An 18,520-nucleotide genomic window follows, 5' to 3' on the forward strand; every position below is an offset into this window, starting at 1 on the left:
TTGGTTAGCGCCGTCGGTCGACCGTCTAATTGTAAATTAGCATAGCTGCCTTAGAAGCGCCCGTGCTCAGTCGCATGTCTAGACACGCTCAAGCGGTAAGAAAGGCGGGTTTGGCAATTCGGCTTCAATGTTGTCCCCGGTACGGACCGTACCGCCTTGCAGCACGATCGCCATAATCCCGGACTTGCGTATCAACTCACCGTTTGCTCCTTTATCGAGCACGGCAGCGAGAAGGCCTTTTTGAAATCTGTCAATTTGAGCGCAGGGGTTGCGCAGCCCAGTCACTTCCAATTGAGCCTCCTTCCCGATCTTCAGGATAGTGCCGCGCGGCAGACCGAGCAGGTCAATTCCTCTCGTGGTAATGTTCTCACCCAAGTCGGCTGGCGAAACTGTGAATCCCTTTTCGGCGACTTCCTCGAACAATTCTGAGTGGATCAAATGCACTTGGCGGAGATTTGCTTGAGTCGGATCAACTTTGACTCGCGATCGGTGCTTCACCGTCTTCCCGTTATGCGCATCCCCTTCAACACCGAAGCCAGCAATGATCTCGATTTCCGGCACAATTTGCTTGGCAAAATTGTGGCCCGCATCTTTGGCAACTGCGACTACTTTCCCGGGCACTTCTTTAGACCTCGCAATGGCGTGACATCTGACGTTACCTAACCGCTACTGGAAAGGCGATGGCTTGCTAACTCTGCCGGGGTGACGAAGCGGATAAGACATGGCAGAGACGCCAGATGACCCTCCTCAAGACCACTCGTGACGGCCACATAGCCACCCTCACAATTGACCGCGCGGACACGATGAACCCGCTGGGCGCGCCCGGCGATGGTGATGAATTCCGCGCCGCTTGCGATGCGATCAACCGCGATATGGATGTGCGCTGCGTCATCCTGACCGGCGCTGGCCGCGCCTTCTCGGCGGGCGGCGATATCAAGGCGATGCAGAGCAAGACCGGCACGTTTGGCGGGTCGGCGCCCGCCATTTCGGACGGTTACCGCGACAATATCCACCTTATGCTGCGCGCGCTGTACGGCCTGCGCGTGCCTGTCATCGCGGCGGTCAATGGCCCGGCGATCGGGCTTGGCTGCGATGTCGCATGCCTTGCCGATATCCGCATCGCCTCCGACAAAGCGAAATTTGGCGTCACCTTCCTCAAGCTTGGCATCATTCCCGGCGACGGCGGCACGTGGATCCTGCCGCGTGTCATCGGGCAGGCCCGCGCGTCTGAGCTGTTCTACACCGGCGATGTGATCGGTGCGGCCATGGCGGAAGAATGGGGCCTGGTTAGCCGTGTTGTCGAACACGATGCCTTGCTGGAAGAGGCCCGCGCTCTGGCAAATAAGGTCGCGGCCATGCCGCCCCACGCCCTGCGCCATGCCAAGATGCTGCTGCGCCAGGGTCAGCAAGTCAGCTATGACAGCGCGCTTGAAATGGCGGCCAACACGCAGGCTTTAATGCACACGACCCAGGATCACGCAGAGGGTGTGGCCGCCTTGATTGAGAAGCGCGCGCCAGAGTTTAAAGGCGAATAGCCCGCAATGACTGCGATCCTGATCCGCTTGCTGGTGGTGGGCGCGGCGCTGTATCTGGCGCTGATCATCCTGCTTTGGACCATGCAGGCCAAGATGATCTATCCTGCGCCGCAAGACGCCGCGCCGCTCATCCCTGGCTATGAAGAGGTCTCGCTCACCACTGAAGATGGCTTGGCCCTGCGCGCGTTCTATCGTTCCGCGAGCGGTGACCTGCCGACATTAGTCTATTTCCATGGCAATGGCGGCTCGCTGACCGGGGCGGGCGTGGCCAATGCTGCGCTGGCAGAGCGCGGGTTTGGCGTGCTGCTGGTTGAGTACCGCGGCTATGGCGGCAATCCGGGTGAGCCATCAGAGGAAGGCCTTTACAAGGATGGCGATGCGGCCATCGCTTGGCTGCGCGCGCTCGGCATATCGGCCGCGCAAACGGTCATCGTCGGCAATTCCATCGGCGGAGGGGTGGCGACGGAAATGGCTCTGCGCCATGATCCTGCGGCGCTGATCTTGGTCTCGCCGTTCACATCCCTGCCAGAGGCAGCAGCGGCGAACCTGTGGTGGCTCCCGGCAAAGCCACTGGTCCGCGATCAATACCGCAATCTTGATAAGATCACGCAGCTCAGCATGCCGGTACTGGTGCAGCACGGAACGCGGGATGGCCTGATCCCGCAAAGCCAAGGCCGCGCATTGGCGGAGGCGGCGCAGAGTGCGGAGTTTCAATCCTTTGACGGGTTGGGGCACGAGCTGTCGTTTGTGCGAAGCTCTGGCGAGGCGCGGGCTGATTGGATTCTTGCCTTAGAGTTGGCGGTTTCTGACGCTGAAGCGCAGCGAGTGCTGCCTTAAAACCAGCGCCAGATTCCGGCGGAAATTCCGCCCAGCGGCGTGTGCAGCCAGCTAAGGAACACGAACAGGATCAGCCCGGCGGTCCATGGCAATGCGCCTGCGCCCAGCAGCTTGCTCCAACGCGGCCAATAGCTCGTCTTGCTCTCCCACTGGACCCAGGCATCGCCCATCAGCACCTGCTTCTTGCGGTCCTGCATCTTCGCGCCGACCAGCGCCAAAAACCCCATCGACAGCGCCACGATCATCGTGCGCCAAGACCACAGCAGAATGATGTGGGAAAGCGCCCACAGCGCAAAGCTCCACATCATCGGATGGCGAGTGACCGCGAACACGCCCTTCGGCTCAGCGCGCGCTTGCTCCTCGGCCATGGGTGTCGGCAAGGCTGGATTGCCGATGTAGGAACCGGCGAATAGGACTAAAGCTGGCAAGGTCAGCACTGTGGCGATGACCCATCCGATCTCGCCAGAGCCCGGCAAATCGCCGCTCGGCGCATCGACAAAGGCGAAATAAACCCAAGCGAGCGTTGCCGCGCTCACCAGCGAATAGAGAATTTGGAAGCCGACCTTGCCCGTCATGCGCACGAGCCCTGCGCGCAGCGGGTGCGACATGGCAAAATGCGTGCCGACAAAAGCGCCGTTCGCGGCGGCAAGTTCAAGCAGAGCGCTGTTCATGCCTCAGAGCCTAACATTGAAACAGCACGCGCGACAAATCGCCTATTCGCCGATCCCGATCAGCTCTATTTTGAAGATCAGCGTCGCATTGCCTGGAATGGACCTGCTACCCCGCGGGCCATAGGCGAGGTCAGCAGGTACCGCGATTTCAATCGTCTCACCCACTGCCATTTTCGGGATCGCCAGCTGCCATGCCGGGATCAGCCGTGCGAGCGGGAATTTCGCTGGCTTGCCGCGCCGAAAAGAACTGTCAAACACCGTCCCATCGATCAGCGTGCCTTCGTAATGCACCGTAACAGTGTCTGAGACGCTGGGGCGGTTCTCGCCGCCATTGTACTCCAGCCACCGCCAGCGGATGCCGCCGTCGATATAGCGCCACCCATCGGCGGGCTTCAGGCCCAGCAGATAGGTTTGCTGCCGGGTGTGCCATGCCATGCTTTGCGCATTGTCTGCGGCGCTGGTCTGCGGCGCTTCACTTTGCGCAAAAGCCGGCGTAGCGGTGAGGAGCGCGGCGCACAGAGCGGCCCTAGTAAGAACCCGGCTCACCAGTCATACGCCTTTGGCAGCTGACTCTCATCAAGATCGAGATAGCGTTTGGCGAGCTCGCTCTGATGATTGTCCAGCGGTTGTTCGATACCAGCGATGAAGACTCGGTTCGGCACGGAATCGACCTCCAAGGGATCACCGTCCCAGATCACGACGTCGCCGATCGCGCCCGCTTTCAGGACGCCGAACTTGCCGCCATGCCCGGCGATTTCTGCCGGAATGGAGCTGATCGTCGCGAACGCCTGACCCCAGGACAGCCCGCTCGCGCCGGGCACTTTGCCCAAGGCTACCAGATTGCCTGCAAATTGTGCGGCGCTGCGCGGATGGCCATCGGTGCCCCCAGACATGCGCCCGATTGCGACCTTTACACCCGCCGCTGCCATGCGGCCGACATTGGACTGGGTCGCGCCCAATTGTTCAAAACTGGCGGGCAGATCGTCGAGCGCGTCGGCGATCACCGGCACACGTGCGGCGGCAATTTCGCTCGCCACCAGCCAGCCTTCGCTTGCGCCAACCAGCACCAAATCGAGCTTGGGATAGGTGCGTTTCAGGCCCAGCACATTGCGAATATCCGCTGCGCGTTCGACCTCGACATAAAGCTCTTGCGAGCCATTGATCACCGGCACCAGAGCGGCGGCATCGGCGCGGGTCAGCAGAGCCTCCTCGCCCTCCCACGATCCGCTGGCAAAAGCGCTGGCTTCACGCAGCGCGTTTTCCAGCTCCACATAGGCGGCTGTCCGGCTACCCCCGGATAGGCGCGCACCGCGTTCGCCCAGATTGGCCATTTGGAATGCCTTGGCCTCCATCACCGCATTGGCATCAGCCCCCAAGTCGATCACAGCGCCTTGCCCGGCGAACAGCGAATTGCCGTGTGACGGGGTCACCAGCGCGCGGGTGACGCCGCCAGCGCGGCTGACTTTCACATGCTGCGAGCTGGGGTTGATCGCGGGCGCCACATCGAGCGCGGCGTTGAAGCGCGCATTGCCTGCGGACTTATCGTTGCTCGCACCAACTGCGCCAACATCATACAGGCCTAGGTCGGTTACTGCCGCGACAATGCCGGGGGTGACGAACGCGCCCTGCGCATCGATTGTCGGAATATTGGCGGGCACTGGCGCATTGGGCCCAACGACCGACACCGTGCCATTCCGCACAATAACACGGCTGTCAGCCACTGGCTCACTGCCATCGCCTTTGGCGACCGTGGCATTCACGATGGCCACATCTTGCGCAGCGGCAGGTGCGGTAAAGGCGATCGCGGCACAGGCTGCGCTGGTCAAAAGACGCTTCATCATTTCACATCTCCTGCACCGGGCTGGCCAAGCTCAAAATCGCTCACTGGCTAAGCGTTTTGGATCATTCGCATCGTAGAGCAGCGCGCCATCGACCCAGACTTTCTCTGGACGTGAATAGACGCTCAGCGGGTCGCCATTCCACAGCACCACATCGGCCATTTTGCCTGGCTCCAGGCTGCCGGTCATATCGTCGATGCCCATCGCTTTCGCTGCGTTCAGAGTGATCCAGGTGATGACGGTCGCATCGTCGATGTTGACGCCCATGCGCGCGCCGGCGGCCTGCGCCTTCGCGGCCTCTTGGTTCAAACGTTGGATTGAGTTTTCATCGTCTGAGTGGATGACCACGCAGGCGCCTTCGCGTTGCAGATAGGCGGCGTTTTGCGGAATGCCGTCATAGCTTTCCATCTTAAAGCCGTACCAATCGGCCCAGATCGCGCTGCACACACCGTTCTCGCGCAGCAGATCGCCGATTTTATAGGCCTCAACCGCATGGTGAAACGCGCTGACTTTATAGCCCATTTCCTTGGCCATATCCATCACCAGCGCCATCTCATCCGCGCGATAGCAATGGTTGTGAACCAGGATATCGCCGTCGAGTACGCCTACCAATGTTTCCTTGCCAAGGTCGCGCTTGGCATCGTCGTTTTCGCCGTACGCTATCGCATCGAGCCAGGTTTGACGGTTGACCGCAAAATTGCCCATCCGGGTCGAAGGCTTACGCCCGCGCCCGCCGTAAACCCGTTTCGGGTTCTCACCGCAGGCCATTTTAAAACCGTAAGGCGCGCCGGGGAATTTCATGCCCTGCACTGTGCGGCTCGGCACGTTTTTGAGCGTAACCGAACGCCCGCCCATCAAATTGGCAGAGCCGGGCAGGATTTGCAGGCTGGTGATCCCGCCATTGGCCATTGCTCGGCTGAAGCCGGGGTCTTGCGGCCAGACCGAATGCTCGGTCCAAACGTCCGGCGTGGTGGGCGAGGTGGCTTCATTGCCATCGCCGTGCGCCGGAACAGATGGGGAGGGGTAATCGCCCAGGTGTGAGTGGATATCGATGATGCCGGGCGTTACGAACTTGTCCGAGCCATCGACGACATTGGCGACCTCTGGCGGAGCGGTGGTTGGCCCGCCAACAGCCACGATCTTGCCATCGCGAAAATGCACCCAGCCATTGTCGATCCGCCCGCCTGCACCGTCAAAAACCGTGGTCGGGATGATCAAAGTGTCCGCACCGGGATAGGCGCGGTAGGTCGAGGGGAAGGGGACATTGCCGTCTTCGCCCAGAAACTCCGTGCGCGTATCGCCAGTGTTGGCGGCGGAGGCCGATTTGACAGAGCTCTCGCCCGATCCGGCCGCAGTGCAGGCGCTGAGCGCAAAAGCGCCCCCCACACACATGAGAAGCGCTTTTGCTCGCATCATATTACCCCGTTTTCCTATTATTCTGCCGGACGCGTGGCCGGACGAATGCCTGCCTCTTGCGCCTCAAGTCCAGCTTCCGCTGCGCCCGCCAGACCTTCATCGTCGGTCAGCGTGTCGAGGTGCATCAGCTTTTTGATCAGCGGGCTGATGACCAGCACGCCGATGCCAACTGCCACGGCCGCCCAACCAACGGTCGAGTAGACATTGAGAACGACTTCCTTTCCTGCGGCTTCATCAAGGCCATCTGCACCAGTCCGTTCGGCGATTTTGCCAGCTACAAAGTTGCCTGTCGCCGACGCGAAGAACCAAACGCCCATAATGAGCGATGCAAGCTGAGCTGGTGCCAATCGGTTCATGGCAGAAAGCCCAACAGGCGAAAGGCAGAGTTCGCCGGTCGTGTGCAGCAGGTAGATCAAGAAAATAAAGATTACTGGCGTTGCCGCGCCAAGACCAACCGATTGGGCGCCCCAGACAAGAACCAAAAAGCCGAGTCCAACCTGAACCACACCGAGGCCAAATTTAAATGGCGAAGATGGTTCAACACCTTTGCGACCCATCCATGTCCAAGCTGTCGCGAAGACTGGTGCCAACATGATAATGTAGAACGCATTGATCGACTGGAACGTCGAAGCCGGCCATACAATGCCTAGAAACTCCCGGTCCACATGGCGGTCAGTAAACAGGTTGAGAGATGAGCCTGCTTGCTCGAACAAAGCCCAGAAAATGATCGAAGTGATGATCAAGAACATTGCTGCTACGATACGGTCGCGATCATGGGCCACTTTGGTGAACATCTGCTGTGCCATGACACTAATAATCAATGCGAGCCCTGCTAGCGGTATCGCTTGAAGAGAAGACCCAACAGTTACAACCAACAGCATCCCAACTGTCAGGATAGCGCCTCCGACTAGAAACAGGTTGGCCGGGCCTTTTGGTGACTCTGCGTAGCTTCCATACGGTAGTTTGAAGGTGGCGATAAAGAGTACGTAACTGACCAGCGCGGCACCGAAAGTTCCTAGGAGCCCACCAACAACTTGTTGATATTGGATGAGAGCCCAGCATACTGCAACGAGCACGAAGCCGATGCCATACATTTGCCATTCGGTTGCTTTCGCCAACGGCTTGGGCGGCTCGCCCCGGCCCAGCAGCATTGGCTTACCCCACGTGAAGACGAGCAGGCCAAACAACATACCAATGCCGGCAAGGCCAAACCCGTACGCCCAGCCAAAGGTTTCTCCAACATATCCGCAAAGTAGCGCGCCGAAAGCAGCGCCGAGATTAATGCCCATATAGAAGATGGTGTAAGCACCATCGCGCCGCACATCGGTGCGCGGATAGAGCTGTCCAACGATCACGGAGATGTTTGCTTTGAGGAAGCCCGAGCCGACAATGATCAGCGCCAAGGCCAGCCAGAAGACATAGATCACCGGATTGTCGGTGTTGCCCGCGGCGGCTTCGCCCTCGAAGGCCATAAAGAAGTGGCCCAGCGTCAGCAGAACGGCGCCAAAGGCCACCGCCTTTCTTTGCCCCAACACTTTGTCGGCCATATACCCGCCGACAACCGGCGTGATGTAGACCAAGGCTGTGTAAGCGCCGTAGATGATGCCAGCATCGCTATCTGAAAACAGCCAGTGCTTGGTCAGATAGAAAATGAGCAGAGCGCGCATGCCGTAATAGGAGAAGCGCTCCCACATCTCGGCAAAGAATAGGACGAAGAGGCCCTTGGGGTGGCCGAGGATAGTCCCCGCGCTGTCCCCATGAGCAAGTTGCTGTGTTGCCATTTGAGTATGTAATCCCTCTTGTGTGGTCGCCCTCCCCAGGGAACCAGAATGACGCGCACCCTAGCGCCTGTTTCTCGCCTGTGAAGTCTTAGTTGCACGCAAAAGCGGCGCGGCTGGTCGCAAAATCGCAGCGAAAGCGGATTGTTCGGGAACTTGACGCGCATGAGTGTATTATGTCACTGATGCACCTAGCGAGGACCTATGAGCCAGAGTCGACCCGTTTATCTTAAGCTGCGCGATCAAATCGCCGCCGCCATTATCGAAGGCAAATACCCGGAAGGGGAGATGTTGCCATCGGTTAGAGCGCTCGCGGCGGAGCAGGGGGCCAACCCGCTGACAGTCGCCAAAGCCTATCAGCAATTTCAAAATGATGGCCTTGTTGAGGTCCAGCGTGGGGTTGGCATGTATGTCGTTACTGGCGCGGCTGGTCGGCTGTGTTCGAGCGAGCGTGAGCAGTTTTTGCGCGAAGAATGGCCGGAAATCCGCAGCCGGATGGAGCGATTGGGCATTGATCTGGCGGAACTCGCGGGCACCTTAGAGGCAAATTAAGCAAATACGGGGCGAGTGTTTGCGAGGAAATACAATATATTGAGCGCTTTGGACTCGCCCGCTGTGCCAGAATGGACTATTCAGATCTGTAATATTTCGGCGCTGACTTGCAGGAATGGCTTCGCTCTGCCAGTGTGCGTTGCATAGTTCGCAACCCAGCGGGTCGGGGTTAGGCAATAATTGGGGGTGACCCCGCGGGCGGCGTCGCAAAATGACGTATGCCAGGAGTTTGACATGATCAGATCCGAATTGCTCCAAGCGCTGCACAAGGACAACCCTGAGCTGCGCGCTGAAGAGATTGAGCAAGTCGTCGACATTTTCTTTGACGAAATCTCGCAGCGACTGGCCGAAGGCGGCCGGGTCGAACTGCGCGGGTTCGGGGCGTTTTCGACCCGCGAACGCGAAGCGCGCCAGGGCCGCAATCCCCGCACTGGTGAGGCTGTGAGTGTTCCTGCGAAACGCGTGCCTTACTTTAAGGCAGGCAAGGAAATGCGTCGCCGTCTCAACGGTGAGTAAGCATCCACCGACATTGCTAGTGTGATGGTCTGCGCTGCGGCGCACCGCTTTATGCTGCGTCCTGCAATATTTCCGCTTGGTCTTGGCCCGGTGCGGTTTGGCGCTTGCGCTCTACGCCGAGTGCCGAAAACACAGCGTCAACGATCTGCTCAATCCCGCCATCTGCGGTGACATCGATGATATGCGCGTTGCTGTCGCCCAATGCGGAGACTTCCGCTGCGCCGCGCGCCGAGACGACACGGCGCACATCCGGCAGCCGTTCTTCGACTAGCGGGGTGAGCTCGCGGGTGATCTGAACATTGCCAGTGGAGACCAGCACGACCTCGCGCTTCGCCATGCCCAGCGCGTCCCAACTGCGCGGATCGGCGGCAATCGCATGATGCACATGATAGCCATCGGCGAGCGCGATTTCGAAGCGCGCGGTTTCCGATTCCACCGCGAGATAACCGATTCCATTGAGCGCCAGCGCATCTGCCACCGCCCGCCCTGATGGACCAAGGCCGATAATCACCACTGGGGCATCGTCACCGGCGAGTTTCTTGTCAGCTGGCCCGGTCCGCAGCTTGCCAGCGAACGTCCGTCCAAGGTTGGAGATAAACGGCGTGACCGCCAGGCTGATCGCAATGGCCGTCACCAAGATTGCCAGCATGCGCGGTTCAATCAGCCCAGCGATCGCTGGCAGAGCGAATAGCACCAGCGCAAACTCGCTGCCTTGCCCCAAAAGAAAGCCAAGCTGGATGGAGCCGGGCACGGACCAGCGATTGGCGAGGCCCGCGAGCACGTTGAACAGGCATTTAAGCGTGATGAGGCCCGCCGCCGCAGCAAGCACCAGCACCCAATTTTCCGCGAGCAGCACCGGATCAATGCTGAGGCCTACCGAGATGAAAAAGAAACTGAGGAACAGGCCGCGAAAAGCATCGATCTCTGTCTGGACCATGATCCGATAGCGCGAATCCGCCACCGCCATGCCGCCCAGAAACGCCCCGAGCGTGAGCGACAGCCCAGCGATCCCGGTCGCATATCCCGCGGCAAGCGCAATGAACAAAGCCGTGGCTGTGTACACCTCAGAGCTGCCTGCGCGCGCGATCAGACGGAACAATGGCCCGGTCAGATAGCGCGCAAACAGCACAGCGATGGCAAAGGCGGCGAGCGCTTTTGCCCCAGCCATGCCCAATTGCGGCGCCAGCGCGCCGCCCGTGCCCAATGCGCCAGCGGCGACGAGCAGCAGGATCGCGGCGATATCTTGAAAGATCAGGATCGATTGCGAGGCGCGGCCAACCGGACAATCCTCTTGGTCGCGCTCCCGCACCAGTCCGATCACCACAGCTGTGGACGACAGGCCCATCGCAAATCCGCCGATAATCGCAAATTCTGTGGGCAGGCCAATGGCGAGAAAGATCAGCGCAAACCCGCCGCCAGCGACCAGCATCTGCAGGCTGCCGAACCCAAAGATGTTGCGCGCCTCCGCCCTGATCCGGCCGAGCGAGAAATGCAGGCCGAGGTTGAACAGCAGAAACATCACTCCGGCTTCCGCCAGGGTTACGACCACCGGTCCGCTGAAGGCATCCTTATACCCGAGCGCGGCAATGGCGAGGCCCAGACCGAGATAGCCAACGATCGGGTTGAGGCGGCAGGCACGCGACGCGAGCGCCGCGCCAATTCCCAGCCCCAACAGCGTGACTGCGGGCTGGATCGTTTCAATCACTTCGCTGGCATCTGCCACTGTGCGCCCTCGCCTGTTCGCTGCCTTAATGCTCGGCGCTTTGCTGGCGCAAGACGGCGCTGATGTCCATGGCTGCTCGCGCATTGCAGCGCGTCAAATCTCTCGCTAGGGCAGCGGCCGAGCGGGTGTGGCGGAATGGTAGACGCCGGGGACTTAAAATCCCCTGATCTTTTGATCGTGCGGGTTCGAGTCCCGCCACCCGCACCATCTCTCATTCTGACAGTGCGGCCTACCCGGTGCAAAGATTGCTGGGTCCTATCAGACCCTTATGACAACGTTATCTTGCTCTTAACCCAATCTGATTTATTCCCATCCTCAGAGTCGGCCCGTTGGTTGGGCAGTCCCGTCGGATGATCTGGCGGGCAAGGTCGGAAGTGCAGCATGGATCACGCGGCAAAAACGCCTGAATTTGATGACACCGCACCAGATGTGGTCGATGACGCACGCCGCGCGGAGCGGGTGACCATTCTCATCCGTGCAGCCAAGCTGATCTCTGGCCAGGGCGAATTCGTGTGCGTTATTCGCGATGTCTCTGAAATTGGCGTCAGCGTTCGCATGTTTCATAAGCTCCCCTCGTGCGAAACCATGGAACTGCATATGCCCAGCGGCGCGATCTATGAGATCCGCAGCGTTTGGGAGCGCGGCAATGAAGCCGGGTTTGAGTTTGAGCATCCTGTTGATGTGGCAAAGCTGGTCCAGGAGGCCGACGAATATCCTAAGCGCGGTATGCGTCTGGGCATGTACTTCCCAGTTGAGTTGGTAACTCTTGCGGGCAAGTATGAGGCGTTCGTTGAAAACCTATCTCAACAAGGCGCGCGGCTTGAATGCGATGGCTTGTTTGCGATTGATCAAACTGTGACCCTGGTTGGCGAAGGCCTAAAAGAGGTGCGCGCCAAAGTGCGCTGGCGGCGCGACAACCATTATGGCGTGGTGTTTGACGACACTTACACTCTGGGTGAATTCGCGCGGCTCGCCGCCCAACTACAAGCGCCCGTTCTGCTCGATCACGACTAAATCGGCGGTATACCCGAGCTCACGTTAGGCCGGGACAAAATCCATTGCGACACCATTGATGCAGTGGCGCTTGCCTGTTGGTTTTGGACCATCACCGAAGATATGGCCCAAATGCCCGCCGCAATCGGCGCAGTGCACTTCGGTGCGCGGATAGCCGATTTTGTAATCGGTGGCGGTACCAACCGCGCCGGGCAGAGCCTTCCAGAAGCTCGGCCAGCCGGTCTTGCTGTCGTATTTGGTGGCCGAGGAATAGAGCTTGTTGCCGCAGCCTGCGCAAACGAACGTGCCCTTGCGCTTTTCCTTGTCGAGCGGTGAAGTGAAGGCGCGCTCTGTGCCGGCTTTGCGCAGAATGCGGTATTCCTCGCGGGTCAGCTTCTTGCGCCACTGCGCATCGCTGCGGGTGATGGGGAAGCTTTTGGCCTGCGCTGGGGCAGAACCACAAGCGGCCAGCATCGGCATAGCCGCGCCGAGCCCGATCAGGCCGAGGAATGTGCGGCGGTGAGAGACAAAGTCTTGTCTGATGTCTGTCATGGCTAAACTCGTCCGTCCTAAGAGTTGCGTCACACTTAGATACGCACGTAGGCGGCAAATGGTTACATTTTTCGCGAAAAAATCCGCTAAAAATGCGCTCAAAACTCAGTGATTTCGACTTCCAATTTGCGGAAGCCATGGACGAAGTTCGCGCGCACCCGCTCAACATCACCGGCGACATGCACGCGCATGCGCCGTTTGTGCATTTCTTCCAGCAGAACCTTCAGTTGCAATTCGGCCAGCCGCGCTCCGACGCAGCGGTGAATGCCGTAGCCAAAGGCGATGTGGCGCCGCGCATTATCGCGTGTGATGTCGAGCTTGTGCGGGTTCTCAAACACCGTCTCTTCGCGGTTCGCGCCGAGATACCACAGGACGACCTTGTCGCCTTGTTTGATGGTCTGGCCGAACACTTCGGTGTCTTCGGTGCAGGTGCGGCGCATATGCGCCAGCGGCGTTTGGAAACGGATGCATTCCTGCACCGCATTGGGGATCAGTTCGGGCTGTTCCTCGAACAATTTGCGCTGATCAGGAAACTTATCGAAGGAATGGACAATGCCGCTCATCGTGTTGCGCGTCGTGTCATTGCCGCCAACGATCAGCAGCACCAGATTGCCCATGAATTCCTGCGGGCTCATCTGGTTCATCGCATCGGAATGGATCATCATCGAGATCAGATCGTCGCCGGGCTCTTCCTGCGTTTTTCTGACCCACAGCTGCTGAAAATAGGCCGCCATTTCGTGCAGGATACCGCGCCGGAACTCGTCGAGCTCGCGGATTGAGCCGAGCTCTGTATCGCCCGACCAGTCCGACCAGAAAGTCAGCAAGCGGCGGTCTTCCCATGGGAAGTCGAACAACAGAGCGAGCATGCCCGTGGTGAGTTCGATCGAAACCTTGTCGACCCAATCAAACACTTCGCCGCGTGGTAGCGAATCGAGCAATTCGCCGGTCCGCGCGCGGATGTCGCCTTCCATCGCGGTCATCGCGCTGGGCGTGAATTTGGGGGCAACTGTGCGCCGCTGTCCGGTATGCTTGGGCCGGTCCATGGCGATGAACATCGGCAGTTCGAAGCGCTCGTCCTCTGGCTTGGCCTCTTCTTCTTCTGGCCGTTCCAGAATGGTGATGCCGCCATATTCCCAGCTTGAAGAAAACGCCTCTGGCAGGGCTTCAATATGCTGGATCGCCTTGTGGCCAACGACCGCCCAGTATGGGCCGTAGGGGCTTTCCGGGATGTAATGCAGCGGACCTGCGTCCTGCATTTCCTTGAAGATCGGCTGCCAGCGATCCTCGTAATAGATGTCGGATCGGCTGACGTCCCATTTGTGCGGATGCAGCGGACGTTCTTCGGGATGCTTGGCAAAATGCTCCATCAGCGCGTCATGCGCGGTGGGCGACGTGCGCCATTCAGGTGCGGAATTCTGATCGCTCGCTGGCGGCGCAATGGTTGCCATGTCTCTCTCCTATCCGGCGGCTTTTGCCGCTCTGGTGAGTCGCATGGTGCCTTAACTGACAGCAGTGTCAATAGTCGGTTGCGATAAGGAACCTATTCAGCGGGCTCAGCCGCTGGCGGTTTGCGCTGCCAAAACCGGCGCTTTTTCGCGCCGCCTGGCCCTGACTTCATCACCCGCTTGCGGAACAGGGTGGAGCCGCCTTTGATCAGGATGAATACGGCAAATGCCTGCCAAACGAGTGCGACCGCATGCGTCCACAGCGTTTCTTCCAAAGCGGCTCTGGCCATCATCGCGAAGGGCGAGGACAGCGGGAAGACCACCGACGTCAGCTCCAGCGGCGTGCCGGTCTGCCCGATATTCGCGGCCGAGAGGAAGAATACCATGATCTGCAGCATGGTGACCGGCATCGACATGGTCTGCACTTCGCGCACGCTGCTGGCCATGGCGCCAATGGTGAGGAACAAAGAGCCAAGCAGCAGATAGGCCATCGAGAAATAGATGATGCCGAGCGCGATGAACATCGGCCAGCCAATCGCCGGGCCGGGAAGCTCGCGGAAATTGGTCTGCGTGACGGTGACAATGGCGTCCTCGGCGACTGCCCAGAATGCCCAACCAGTCGTGCCCCACACAGCAATTCCGACAAAGGAAACGCCGAGCATGGCGAATAGTTTGCCCATGAAGACCGCATCCATCGGCAGGGCGGCGGCGAGGATTTCGATGATCTTATTGCCTTTTTCTTCGGCAAGATTGGACAGCACCATGCCGCCCAGCAAAATGGTCAGCAGGAACAATACCATTTGCGCAGCCTGCGCGGTGCGCACCCGGCTATACCGGTCAGAGGCTCCGCTGGAGACGACAATCTCGCTCGCCGCATCGGGATAGCGGCTAGGCGCAGAAGCGCTGGCCGTGGCCGCGAGCAGCTCAATCCGGCCTTTCCAGCGGTCGACCTGGCTTTGCGTGCCGACCAGCTTGGGTTCTTCGAGCGTGCCGGTCAGGATTGCGACATAGCTGCGCCCGCCGGTGTCGAGGAAGGCGCGGGCGTCGAACTCAGAGGAGCTTTCAGCTTCGGGTACGCGTTTGAGCACGGGCGAAGCACCGCCCAATTGCGGGCGGAGCGTTTCGGCGGCGGCCTCCATCGCGGCGTTGTCTGCTGCGCTCATGGCGAGGCCGATTTCGACGCTGACGGCTTGCTGAGACGTGGTCTTGCCGATGCTGCCAGCCAGTCCGCCGATCAGCACTGGGAACAGCGGCCCGATCAGGAAGAACAGGAATGCGCGGCTGAACAGGACAGCGACAAAATCGCGCCGGGCCACAACCCATGCGGCTTGGAAATAGCTCAGCCGAGGTTTGGCGGCGATTGCTGCTTGATCAAAATTGCTCATCAGCTTTGCTCCCCATGCGGCGGCATCCACTTCGAGCTGCCGCGCAGCTGCCTCGCCCGCGATATGGACGAAGGCATCGTGCAATCCGGCCCGCTCGATCGAGAGCGAAAGAATGCCAGCCTCGCCTTCGATCAATGTCCGCAGCAGGGGTTCAATCCCGCTGTCGGGCAGAGAGAAGGTGAAGAAATCACCGGTGCGCCGTGTGTCGTCTGGCAAAGCAGCGGTCCAGCCGCCTTCGCGAGCGCGCGTTTCCAGTCGTACCTGTGCTGGGATCCGGTCGCGGGCGGCCTCAACACTGCCGGCATAGGGCACTTCGCCCCCGGCGATGATCGCCACACCTTCGCAAAGGCGCTCTGCATGGTGGATCACATGGGTGGAGAAAATTACCGTCACGCCGTCATCGGCCAGAGCACGGATCATTCCTTCCAGCTTGCCTTGGTTGATCGCATCGAGGCCGGAAAACGGCTCATCCAGAACAACCAGTCGCGGTTGGTGGACTAGTGTGCCGAGCAATTGCACCGTTTGCGCCATGCCTTTCGACAGCTGACGAATTTGGCGTTCGGCGGCATGGCCCAGCCCGTGGCGTTCCAGCAATTCAAGCCCGCGCACACGCCCTTCGGCCAGCGGCAGGCCGCGCAGTGCGCCCATAAAGGCAATCGCTTCGATCGATTTCATCGCCGGGTAAAGCCCACGCTCCTCCGGCAGGTATCCGATCAGGCGGCCAATATCGTGCGGTTGGTCATATCCGAACACGCGGCGCACGCCTTCGTCTGGATCAATAATGCCCAGCAGCATGCGCAATGTCGTCGTCTTGCCTGCGCCATTGGGGCCGAGCACACCATAGATCGCGCCTTCAGGCACTTCGAGGTCGACCCCGCCCACGGCCAAAGTGCCGTCAAAGCGTTTGACGAGCCCGCGCGCCTCGATTGCGAGAGGTTTCTGCTCATTGCTCAAGATTGTTTGATCGCTTACCGCCATATCCATGGCCCGCACCGTTAGTGGACGGGCCTAAACGGGAGTAACCCTAAGCGTGGTTAACGCAGGCGCAACACTTGATCTTGGCAAACGCCTTGAAAACAAAGCGCGCGAGCTTGGCTTTGCCGCCTTTGGAGTGACGAGCGCCGCGGAAGATCCGGTGCGCGCAGAGCGGCTGGAGCAATGGCTGGGCGAGGGGCATCATGGCTCTATGGAGTGGATGGAGACCCGCCAGCATCACCGCCGTTCGCCTCAAGGGCTGTGGCCAGAGGCGCAGCGGGTGATTGCGCTGGGCATGAGCTATGCGCCCGCGCACGATCCCTTGGCTTTGGAAGCGCATCGCGAGCGTGCGCGCATCTCTGTTTATGCGCAGGGCAAGGACTATCACGATCTGGTCAAGAAGCGCCTCAAAGCCTTGGCGCGCTGGCTGGTGGCGGAGGTGCCGGAGGCTGAGGTTAAAGTGTTTGTCGACACCGCCCCTGTGATGGAAAAGCCGCTCGGCGAAGCGGCCGGGATCGGCTGGCAGGGCAAGCACACCAATCTGGTCAGTCCGGAGCATGGCAGCTGGCTGTTCCTTGGCGCGATCTACACGACGTTGGGCCTGCCTCTGACCGAGCCACAGCGGGACCAATGCGGATCGTGCCACGCGTGCCTCGATGCCTGCCCAACCGACGCCTTTCCCAGCCCCTATCGGCTCGATGCGCGGCGCTGCATTTCCTATCTCACGATTGAACACAAGGGCCCGATTGCGGAGGAGTTTCGCGCGGCGCTGGGCAATAGGATCTACGGCTGCGATGATTGTTTGGCGGTGTGTCCGTGGAACAAATTTGCGCAAGCCTCTCATGCGGCGCGCGAATTTCTGCCGCGCGCTGAGCTCGCCGCCCCGCGTCTGGCTGAATTGCTCGCGCTTGATGACGCTGGTTTCCGCGCCGTTTTTTCCGGCTCTCCGATTAAGCGGATTGGCCGCAATCGGTTTGTGCGCAATTGCCTTTATGCGGCGGGCAATAGCGGGGATGCCGCCCTGCGTGCTCCGGTCGAAGCGCTACTGAAAGACGAGGATCCAGTGGTGGCGGATGCTGCGCGCTGGGCCTTGGACCAGCTTCGCGCTGGTTAGCGCTAAGGCTCTAACTTTCAAAGCCGTCCGAAACATCGCCCAGATTGGGCGCTGGTCGCGGGTTTGCCGGGCTCCAATCTGAGAACCGCGTCGGTTCGCGCAGGTTGAGCACTGTGCCCTCGGTCGGATGCTCGCTGCGCTGGAAGAAGCCAACAGCATCCAAATGTGGGTCGGCTGTCATATCCTGCATATCGCGCACGGGCATTGCGGGCATTTGCGCGCCTCGCATGATCGCCAGCACTTCGTCGGTCGTCTTTTGCGCGGTCAGCTCGCCAATGCGGCGATAGATGTCTGGGCTGCCTTCGATGATCCCTTTGACGCTTTGGAACCGCGCCTCCCGCGCGAATTCCCCATCACCCAGCAGCGCCACAACTTTGAGGAAATGGTCGATCTGGTACGGGACGATGGAGATATAACCGTCTTTGGTCGGGAAAGGCTGGCGGTCTGGATCAATCTGGCGGCTGTAACAGGCGGGGCCAACTGGCGGATCGAATGTCAGCCCGCCCAGATGCTCTTTCAGCATAAAGTTTGAGAACGCCTCAAACATCGGCACTTCAAGGAACTGACCCTTGCCCGTGCGCAGCTTGTGGATCATCGCTGCCATTGAAGCATAGGCGGCATGCAATCCGGCGACTTTGTCGGCAATCAGCGAAGGCAGATAGCGCGGCTTTTCATTGCCATCGACGCGGGGCAACAGGGTAGCCGCGCCGCTCGCCGCCTGGATCACATCGTCATAAGCGTGCAATCCGCCATAGGGGCCGTCGGAGCCAAAGCCGACGCAGTGGACATAGATGATCTCAGGATTGAGCGATTTGGCGGCCTCATATCCGAACCCAAGCCGTTCGATCGCCTCGGCCCGGATATTGTGGATCAGCATATCTGCTTCCGCCACCAGCTTGCGCAATTGCGCTTTCGCCTCGTCGTCTTTCAAGTCCAGCAGCAGTGACTTCTTGCCGCGATTTAGCGCGAGAAAGCTCGGCGCCATGCCGTTTGTCTTGGCGGGCTTCGCTGAATATCTCAGCGCATCGCCGCCCGGTGCCTCAACCTTGATGACATCGGCACCAAGATCGGCCAGGATTTGCGTGCAATAGGGTCCAAACACGACCGTGGTGAGGTCCAGTACCTTCAGACCCTGAAGCATGGAGCCGCCATCGCCTGTTTGCATGAAAATGCCTCTTTCCGAATTCGCG

General features: G+C 59.8%; 16 protein-coding genes, 1 tRNA gene and 2 pseudogenes. 7 read left to right on the forward strand and 12 right to left on the reverse strand.

Translation table 11 applies throughout. The features are described from left to right. Positions 1-78 precede the first annotated feature (78 nt). On the reverse strand, positions 79-621 hold the full coding sequence (locus tag AC0V6U_RS14820) for an MOSC domain-containing protein (protein WP_472643903.1): 543 nt from the start codon (positions 619-621) through the stop codon (positions 79-81). A 116-nt stretch (positions 622-737) separates the two neighbouring features. Here AC0V6U_RS14820 and AC0V6U_RS14825 point away from each other — a divergent pair, with 116 nt between their 5' ends. Together AC0V6U_RS14825 and AC0V6U_RS14830 are read left to right on the forward strand one after the other, a co-directional pair. Beyond that, entirely contained in the window at positions 738-1,535 is a 798-nt protein-coding gene (locus AC0V6U_RS14825; RefSeq protein WP_472643904.1) for a crotonase/enoyl-CoA hydratase family protein, read from the forward strand. A gap of 6 nt (positions 1,536-1,541) precedes the next feature. Further along, the gene (locus AC0V6U_RS14830) at positions 1,542-2,372 is read left to right on the forward strand and encodes an alpha/beta hydrolase (protein WP_472643905.1); all 831 of its coding nucleotides are present in this window, start codon (positions 1,542-1,544) and stop codon (positions 2,370-2,372) included. Here AC0V6U_RS14830 and AC0V6U_RS14835 read toward each other — a convergent pair. The 5 genes and pseudogenes from AC0V6U_RS14835 to AC0V6U_RS14855 all read right to left on the reverse strand — a co-directional run bounded on the left by AC0V6U_RS14835 (position 2,369) and on the right by AC0V6U_RS14855 (position 8,078). After that, positions 2,369-3,043 (reverse strand): NnrU family protein, encoded by a 675-nt coding sequence (locus AC0V6U_RS14835; RefSeq protein WP_472643906.1) that lies wholly within the window; start codon positions 3,041-3,043, stop codon positions 2,369-2,371. The genes AC0V6U_RS14830 and AC0V6U_RS14835 overlap by 4 nt on opposite strands. Positions 3,044-3,085: 42 nt before the next feature. Beyond that, on the reverse strand, positions 3,086-3,589 hold the full coding sequence (locus tag AC0V6U_RS14840) for an FKBP-type peptidyl-prolyl cis-trans isomerase (protein ID WP_472643907.1): 504 nt from the start codon (positions 3,587-3,589) through the stop codon (positions 3,086-3,088). After that, positions 3,586-4,881 carry an amidohydrolase family protein gene (locus AC0V6U_RS14845; RefSeq protein WP_472645784.1) on the reverse strand — a complete coding sequence of 432 codons (1,296 nt, stop codon included), beginning with the start codon at positions 4,879-4,881 and terminating at the stop codon, positions 3,586-3,588. Before AC0V6U_RS14845 ends, AC0V6U_RS14840 begins: the two co-directional genes overlap by 4 nt. Then, positions 4,881-6,297: pseudogene (locus AC0V6U_RS14850) on the reverse strand (amidohydrolase). The gene AC0V6U_RS14845 and the pseudogene AC0V6U_RS14850 overlap by 1 nt, the downstream one beginning before the upstream one ends. 17 nt (positions 6,298-6,314) lie before the next feature. Beyond that, a complete protein-coding gene (locus AC0V6U_RS14855) occupies positions 6,315-8,078 on the reverse strand; it encodes a peptide MFS transporter (protein ID WP_472643908.1) in 1,764 nt (587 codons plus the stop codon). 201 nt (positions 8,079-8,279) lie between these two features. Here AC0V6U_RS14855 and AC0V6U_RS14860 point away from each other — a divergent pair, with 201 nt between their 5' ends. Next, positions 8,280-8,627: a GntR family transcriptional regulator gene (locus tag AC0V6U_RS14860; protein WP_472643909.1), complete on the forward strand. Its 348-nt coding sequence runs from the start codon at positions 8,280-8,282 to the stop codon at positions 8,625-8,627. Positions 8,628-8,861: 234 nt separating this feature from the next. Then, the gene (locus AC0V6U_RS14865) at positions 8,862-9,143 is read left to right on the forward strand and encodes an integration host factor subunit beta (protein WP_472640050.1); all 282 of its coding nucleotides are present in this window, start codon (positions 8,862-8,864) and stop codon (positions 9,141-9,143) included. A 49-nt stretch (positions 9,144-9,192) separates the two neighbouring features. Here AC0V6U_RS14865 and AC0V6U_RS14870 read toward each other — a convergent pair whose 3' ends face one another. Then, entirely contained in the window at positions 9,193-10,866 is a 1,674-nt protein-coding gene (locus AC0V6U_RS14870) for a cation:proton antiporter domain-containing protein (RefSeq protein WP_472643910.1), read from the reverse strand. Positions 10,867-10,987: 121 nt separating this feature from the next. On the opposite strand from AC0V6U_RS14870, the gene AC0V6U_RS14875 reads away from it, so the two are divergent. Both AC0V6U_RS14875 and AC0V6U_RS14880 read left to right on the forward strand, forming a co-directional pair. Next, positions 10,988-11,073: transfer RNA gene (locus AC0V6U_RS14875), tRNA-Leu, on the forward strand. Between the two features lie 174 nt (positions 11,074-11,247). Further along, on the forward strand, positions 11,248-11,880 hold the full coding sequence (locus AC0V6U_RS14880) for a PilZ domain-containing protein (protein WP_472643911.1): 633 nt from the start codon (positions 11,248-11,250) through the stop codon (positions 11,878-11,880). A gap of 24 nt (positions 11,881-11,904) precedes the next feature. Here the strand turns inward: AC0V6U_RS14880 and msrB are convergent, their stop codons facing one another. The 4 genes and pseudogenes from msrB to AC0V6U_RS14900 form a co-directional block, all read right to left on the reverse strand. After that, on the reverse strand, positions 11,905-12,411 hold the full coding sequence (gene msrB, locus AC0V6U_RS14885; RefSeq protein WP_472643912.1) for a peptide-methionine (R)-S-oxide reductase MsrB: 507 nt from the start codon (positions 12,409-12,411) through the stop codon (positions 11,905-11,907). Positions 12,412-12,509: 98 nt separating this feature from the next. Continuing rightward, complete coding sequence (locus AC0V6U_RS14890; RefSeq protein ID WP_472643913.1) at positions 12,510-13,859, reverse strand: cytochrome P450; 1,350 nt, start codon at positions 13,857-13,859, stop codon at positions 12,510-12,512. A gap of 92 nt (positions 13,860-13,951) precedes the next feature. Continuing rightward, complete coding sequence (locus AC0V6U_RS14895) at positions 13,952-15,241, reverse strand: ABC transporter permease (RefSeq protein ID WP_472645785.1); 1,290 nt, start codon at positions 15,239-15,241, stop codon at positions 13,952-13,954. 24 nt (positions 15,242-15,265) lie between these two features. Next, positions 15,266-16,225: pseudogene (locus tag AC0V6U_RS14900) on the reverse strand (ABC transporter ATP-binding protein); the annotation flags it as partial. A gap of 46 nt (positions 16,226-16,271) precedes the next feature. Between AC0V6U_RS14900 and queG the strand changes: the two are divergent. Next, positions 16,272-17,330 carry a tRNA epoxyqueuosine(34) reductase QueG gene (gene queG / locus AC0V6U_RS14905; protein ID WP_472643914.1) on the forward strand — a complete coding sequence of 353 codons (1,059 nt, stop codon included), beginning with the start codon at positions 16,272-16,274 and terminating at the stop codon, positions 17,328-17,330. 10 nt (positions 17,331-17,340) lie between these two features. Here queG and AC0V6U_RS14910 read toward each other — a convergent pair whose 3' ends face one another. After that, entirely contained in the window at positions 17,341-18,495 is a 1,155-nt protein-coding gene (locus AC0V6U_RS14910; protein WP_472643915.1) for a CaiB/BaiF CoA transferase family protein, read from the reverse strand. Positions 18,496-18,520: the final 25 nt, after the last annotated feature.

The sequence above is a fragment of the Erythrobacter sp. W36 genome, from assembly GCF_057364935.1.

Coding starts and splice junctions, on each gene's coding strand:
- AC0V6U_RS14825 (WP_472643904.1), top strand. CDS start 738: ATGACCCTCCTCAAGACCACTCGTGACGGCCACATAGCCACCCTCACA.
- AC0V6U_RS14830 (WP_472643905.1), top strand. CDS start 1,542: ATGACTGCGATCCTGATCCGCTTGCTGGTGGTGGGCGCGGCGCTGTAT.
- AC0V6U_RS14835 (WP_472643906.1), bottom strand. CDS start 3,043: ATGAACAGCGCTCTGCTTGAACTTGCCGCCGCGAACGGCGCTTTTGTC.
- AC0V6U_RS14845 (WP_472645784.1), bottom strand. CDS start 4,881: ATGAAGCGTCTTTTGACCAGCGCAGCCTGTGCCGCGATCGCCTTTACC.
- AC0V6U_RS14855 (WP_472643908.1), bottom strand. CDS start 8,078: ATGGCAACACAGCAACTTGCTCATGGGGACAGCGCGGGGACTATCCTC.
- AC0V6U_RS14860 (WP_472643909.1), top strand. CDS start 8,280: ATGAGCCAGAGTCGACCCGTTTATCTTAAGCTGCGCGATCAAATCGCC.
- AC0V6U_RS14865 (WP_472640050.1), top strand. CDS start 8,862: ATGATCAGATCCGAATTGCTCCAAGCGCTGCACAAGGACAACCCTGAG.
- AC0V6U_RS14880 (WP_472643911.1), top strand. CDS start 11,248: ATGGATCACGCGGCAAAAACGCCTGAATTTGATGACACCGCACCAGAT.
- msrB (WP_472643912.1), bottom strand. CDS start 12,411: ATGACAGACATCAGACAAGACTTTGTCTCTCACCGCCGCACATTCCTC.
- AC0V6U_RS14890 (WP_472643913.1), bottom strand. CDS start 13,859: ATGGCAACCATTGCGCCGCCAGCGAGCGATCAGAATTCCGCACCTGAA.
- AC0V6U_RS14895 (WP_472645785.1), bottom strand. CDS start 15,241: ATGAGCAATTTTGATCAAGCAGCAATCGCCGCCAAACCTCGGCTGAGC.
- AC0V6U_RS14910 (WP_472643915.1), bottom strand. CDS start 18,495: ATGCAAACAGGCGATGGCGGCTCCATGCTTCAGGGTCTGAAGGTACTG.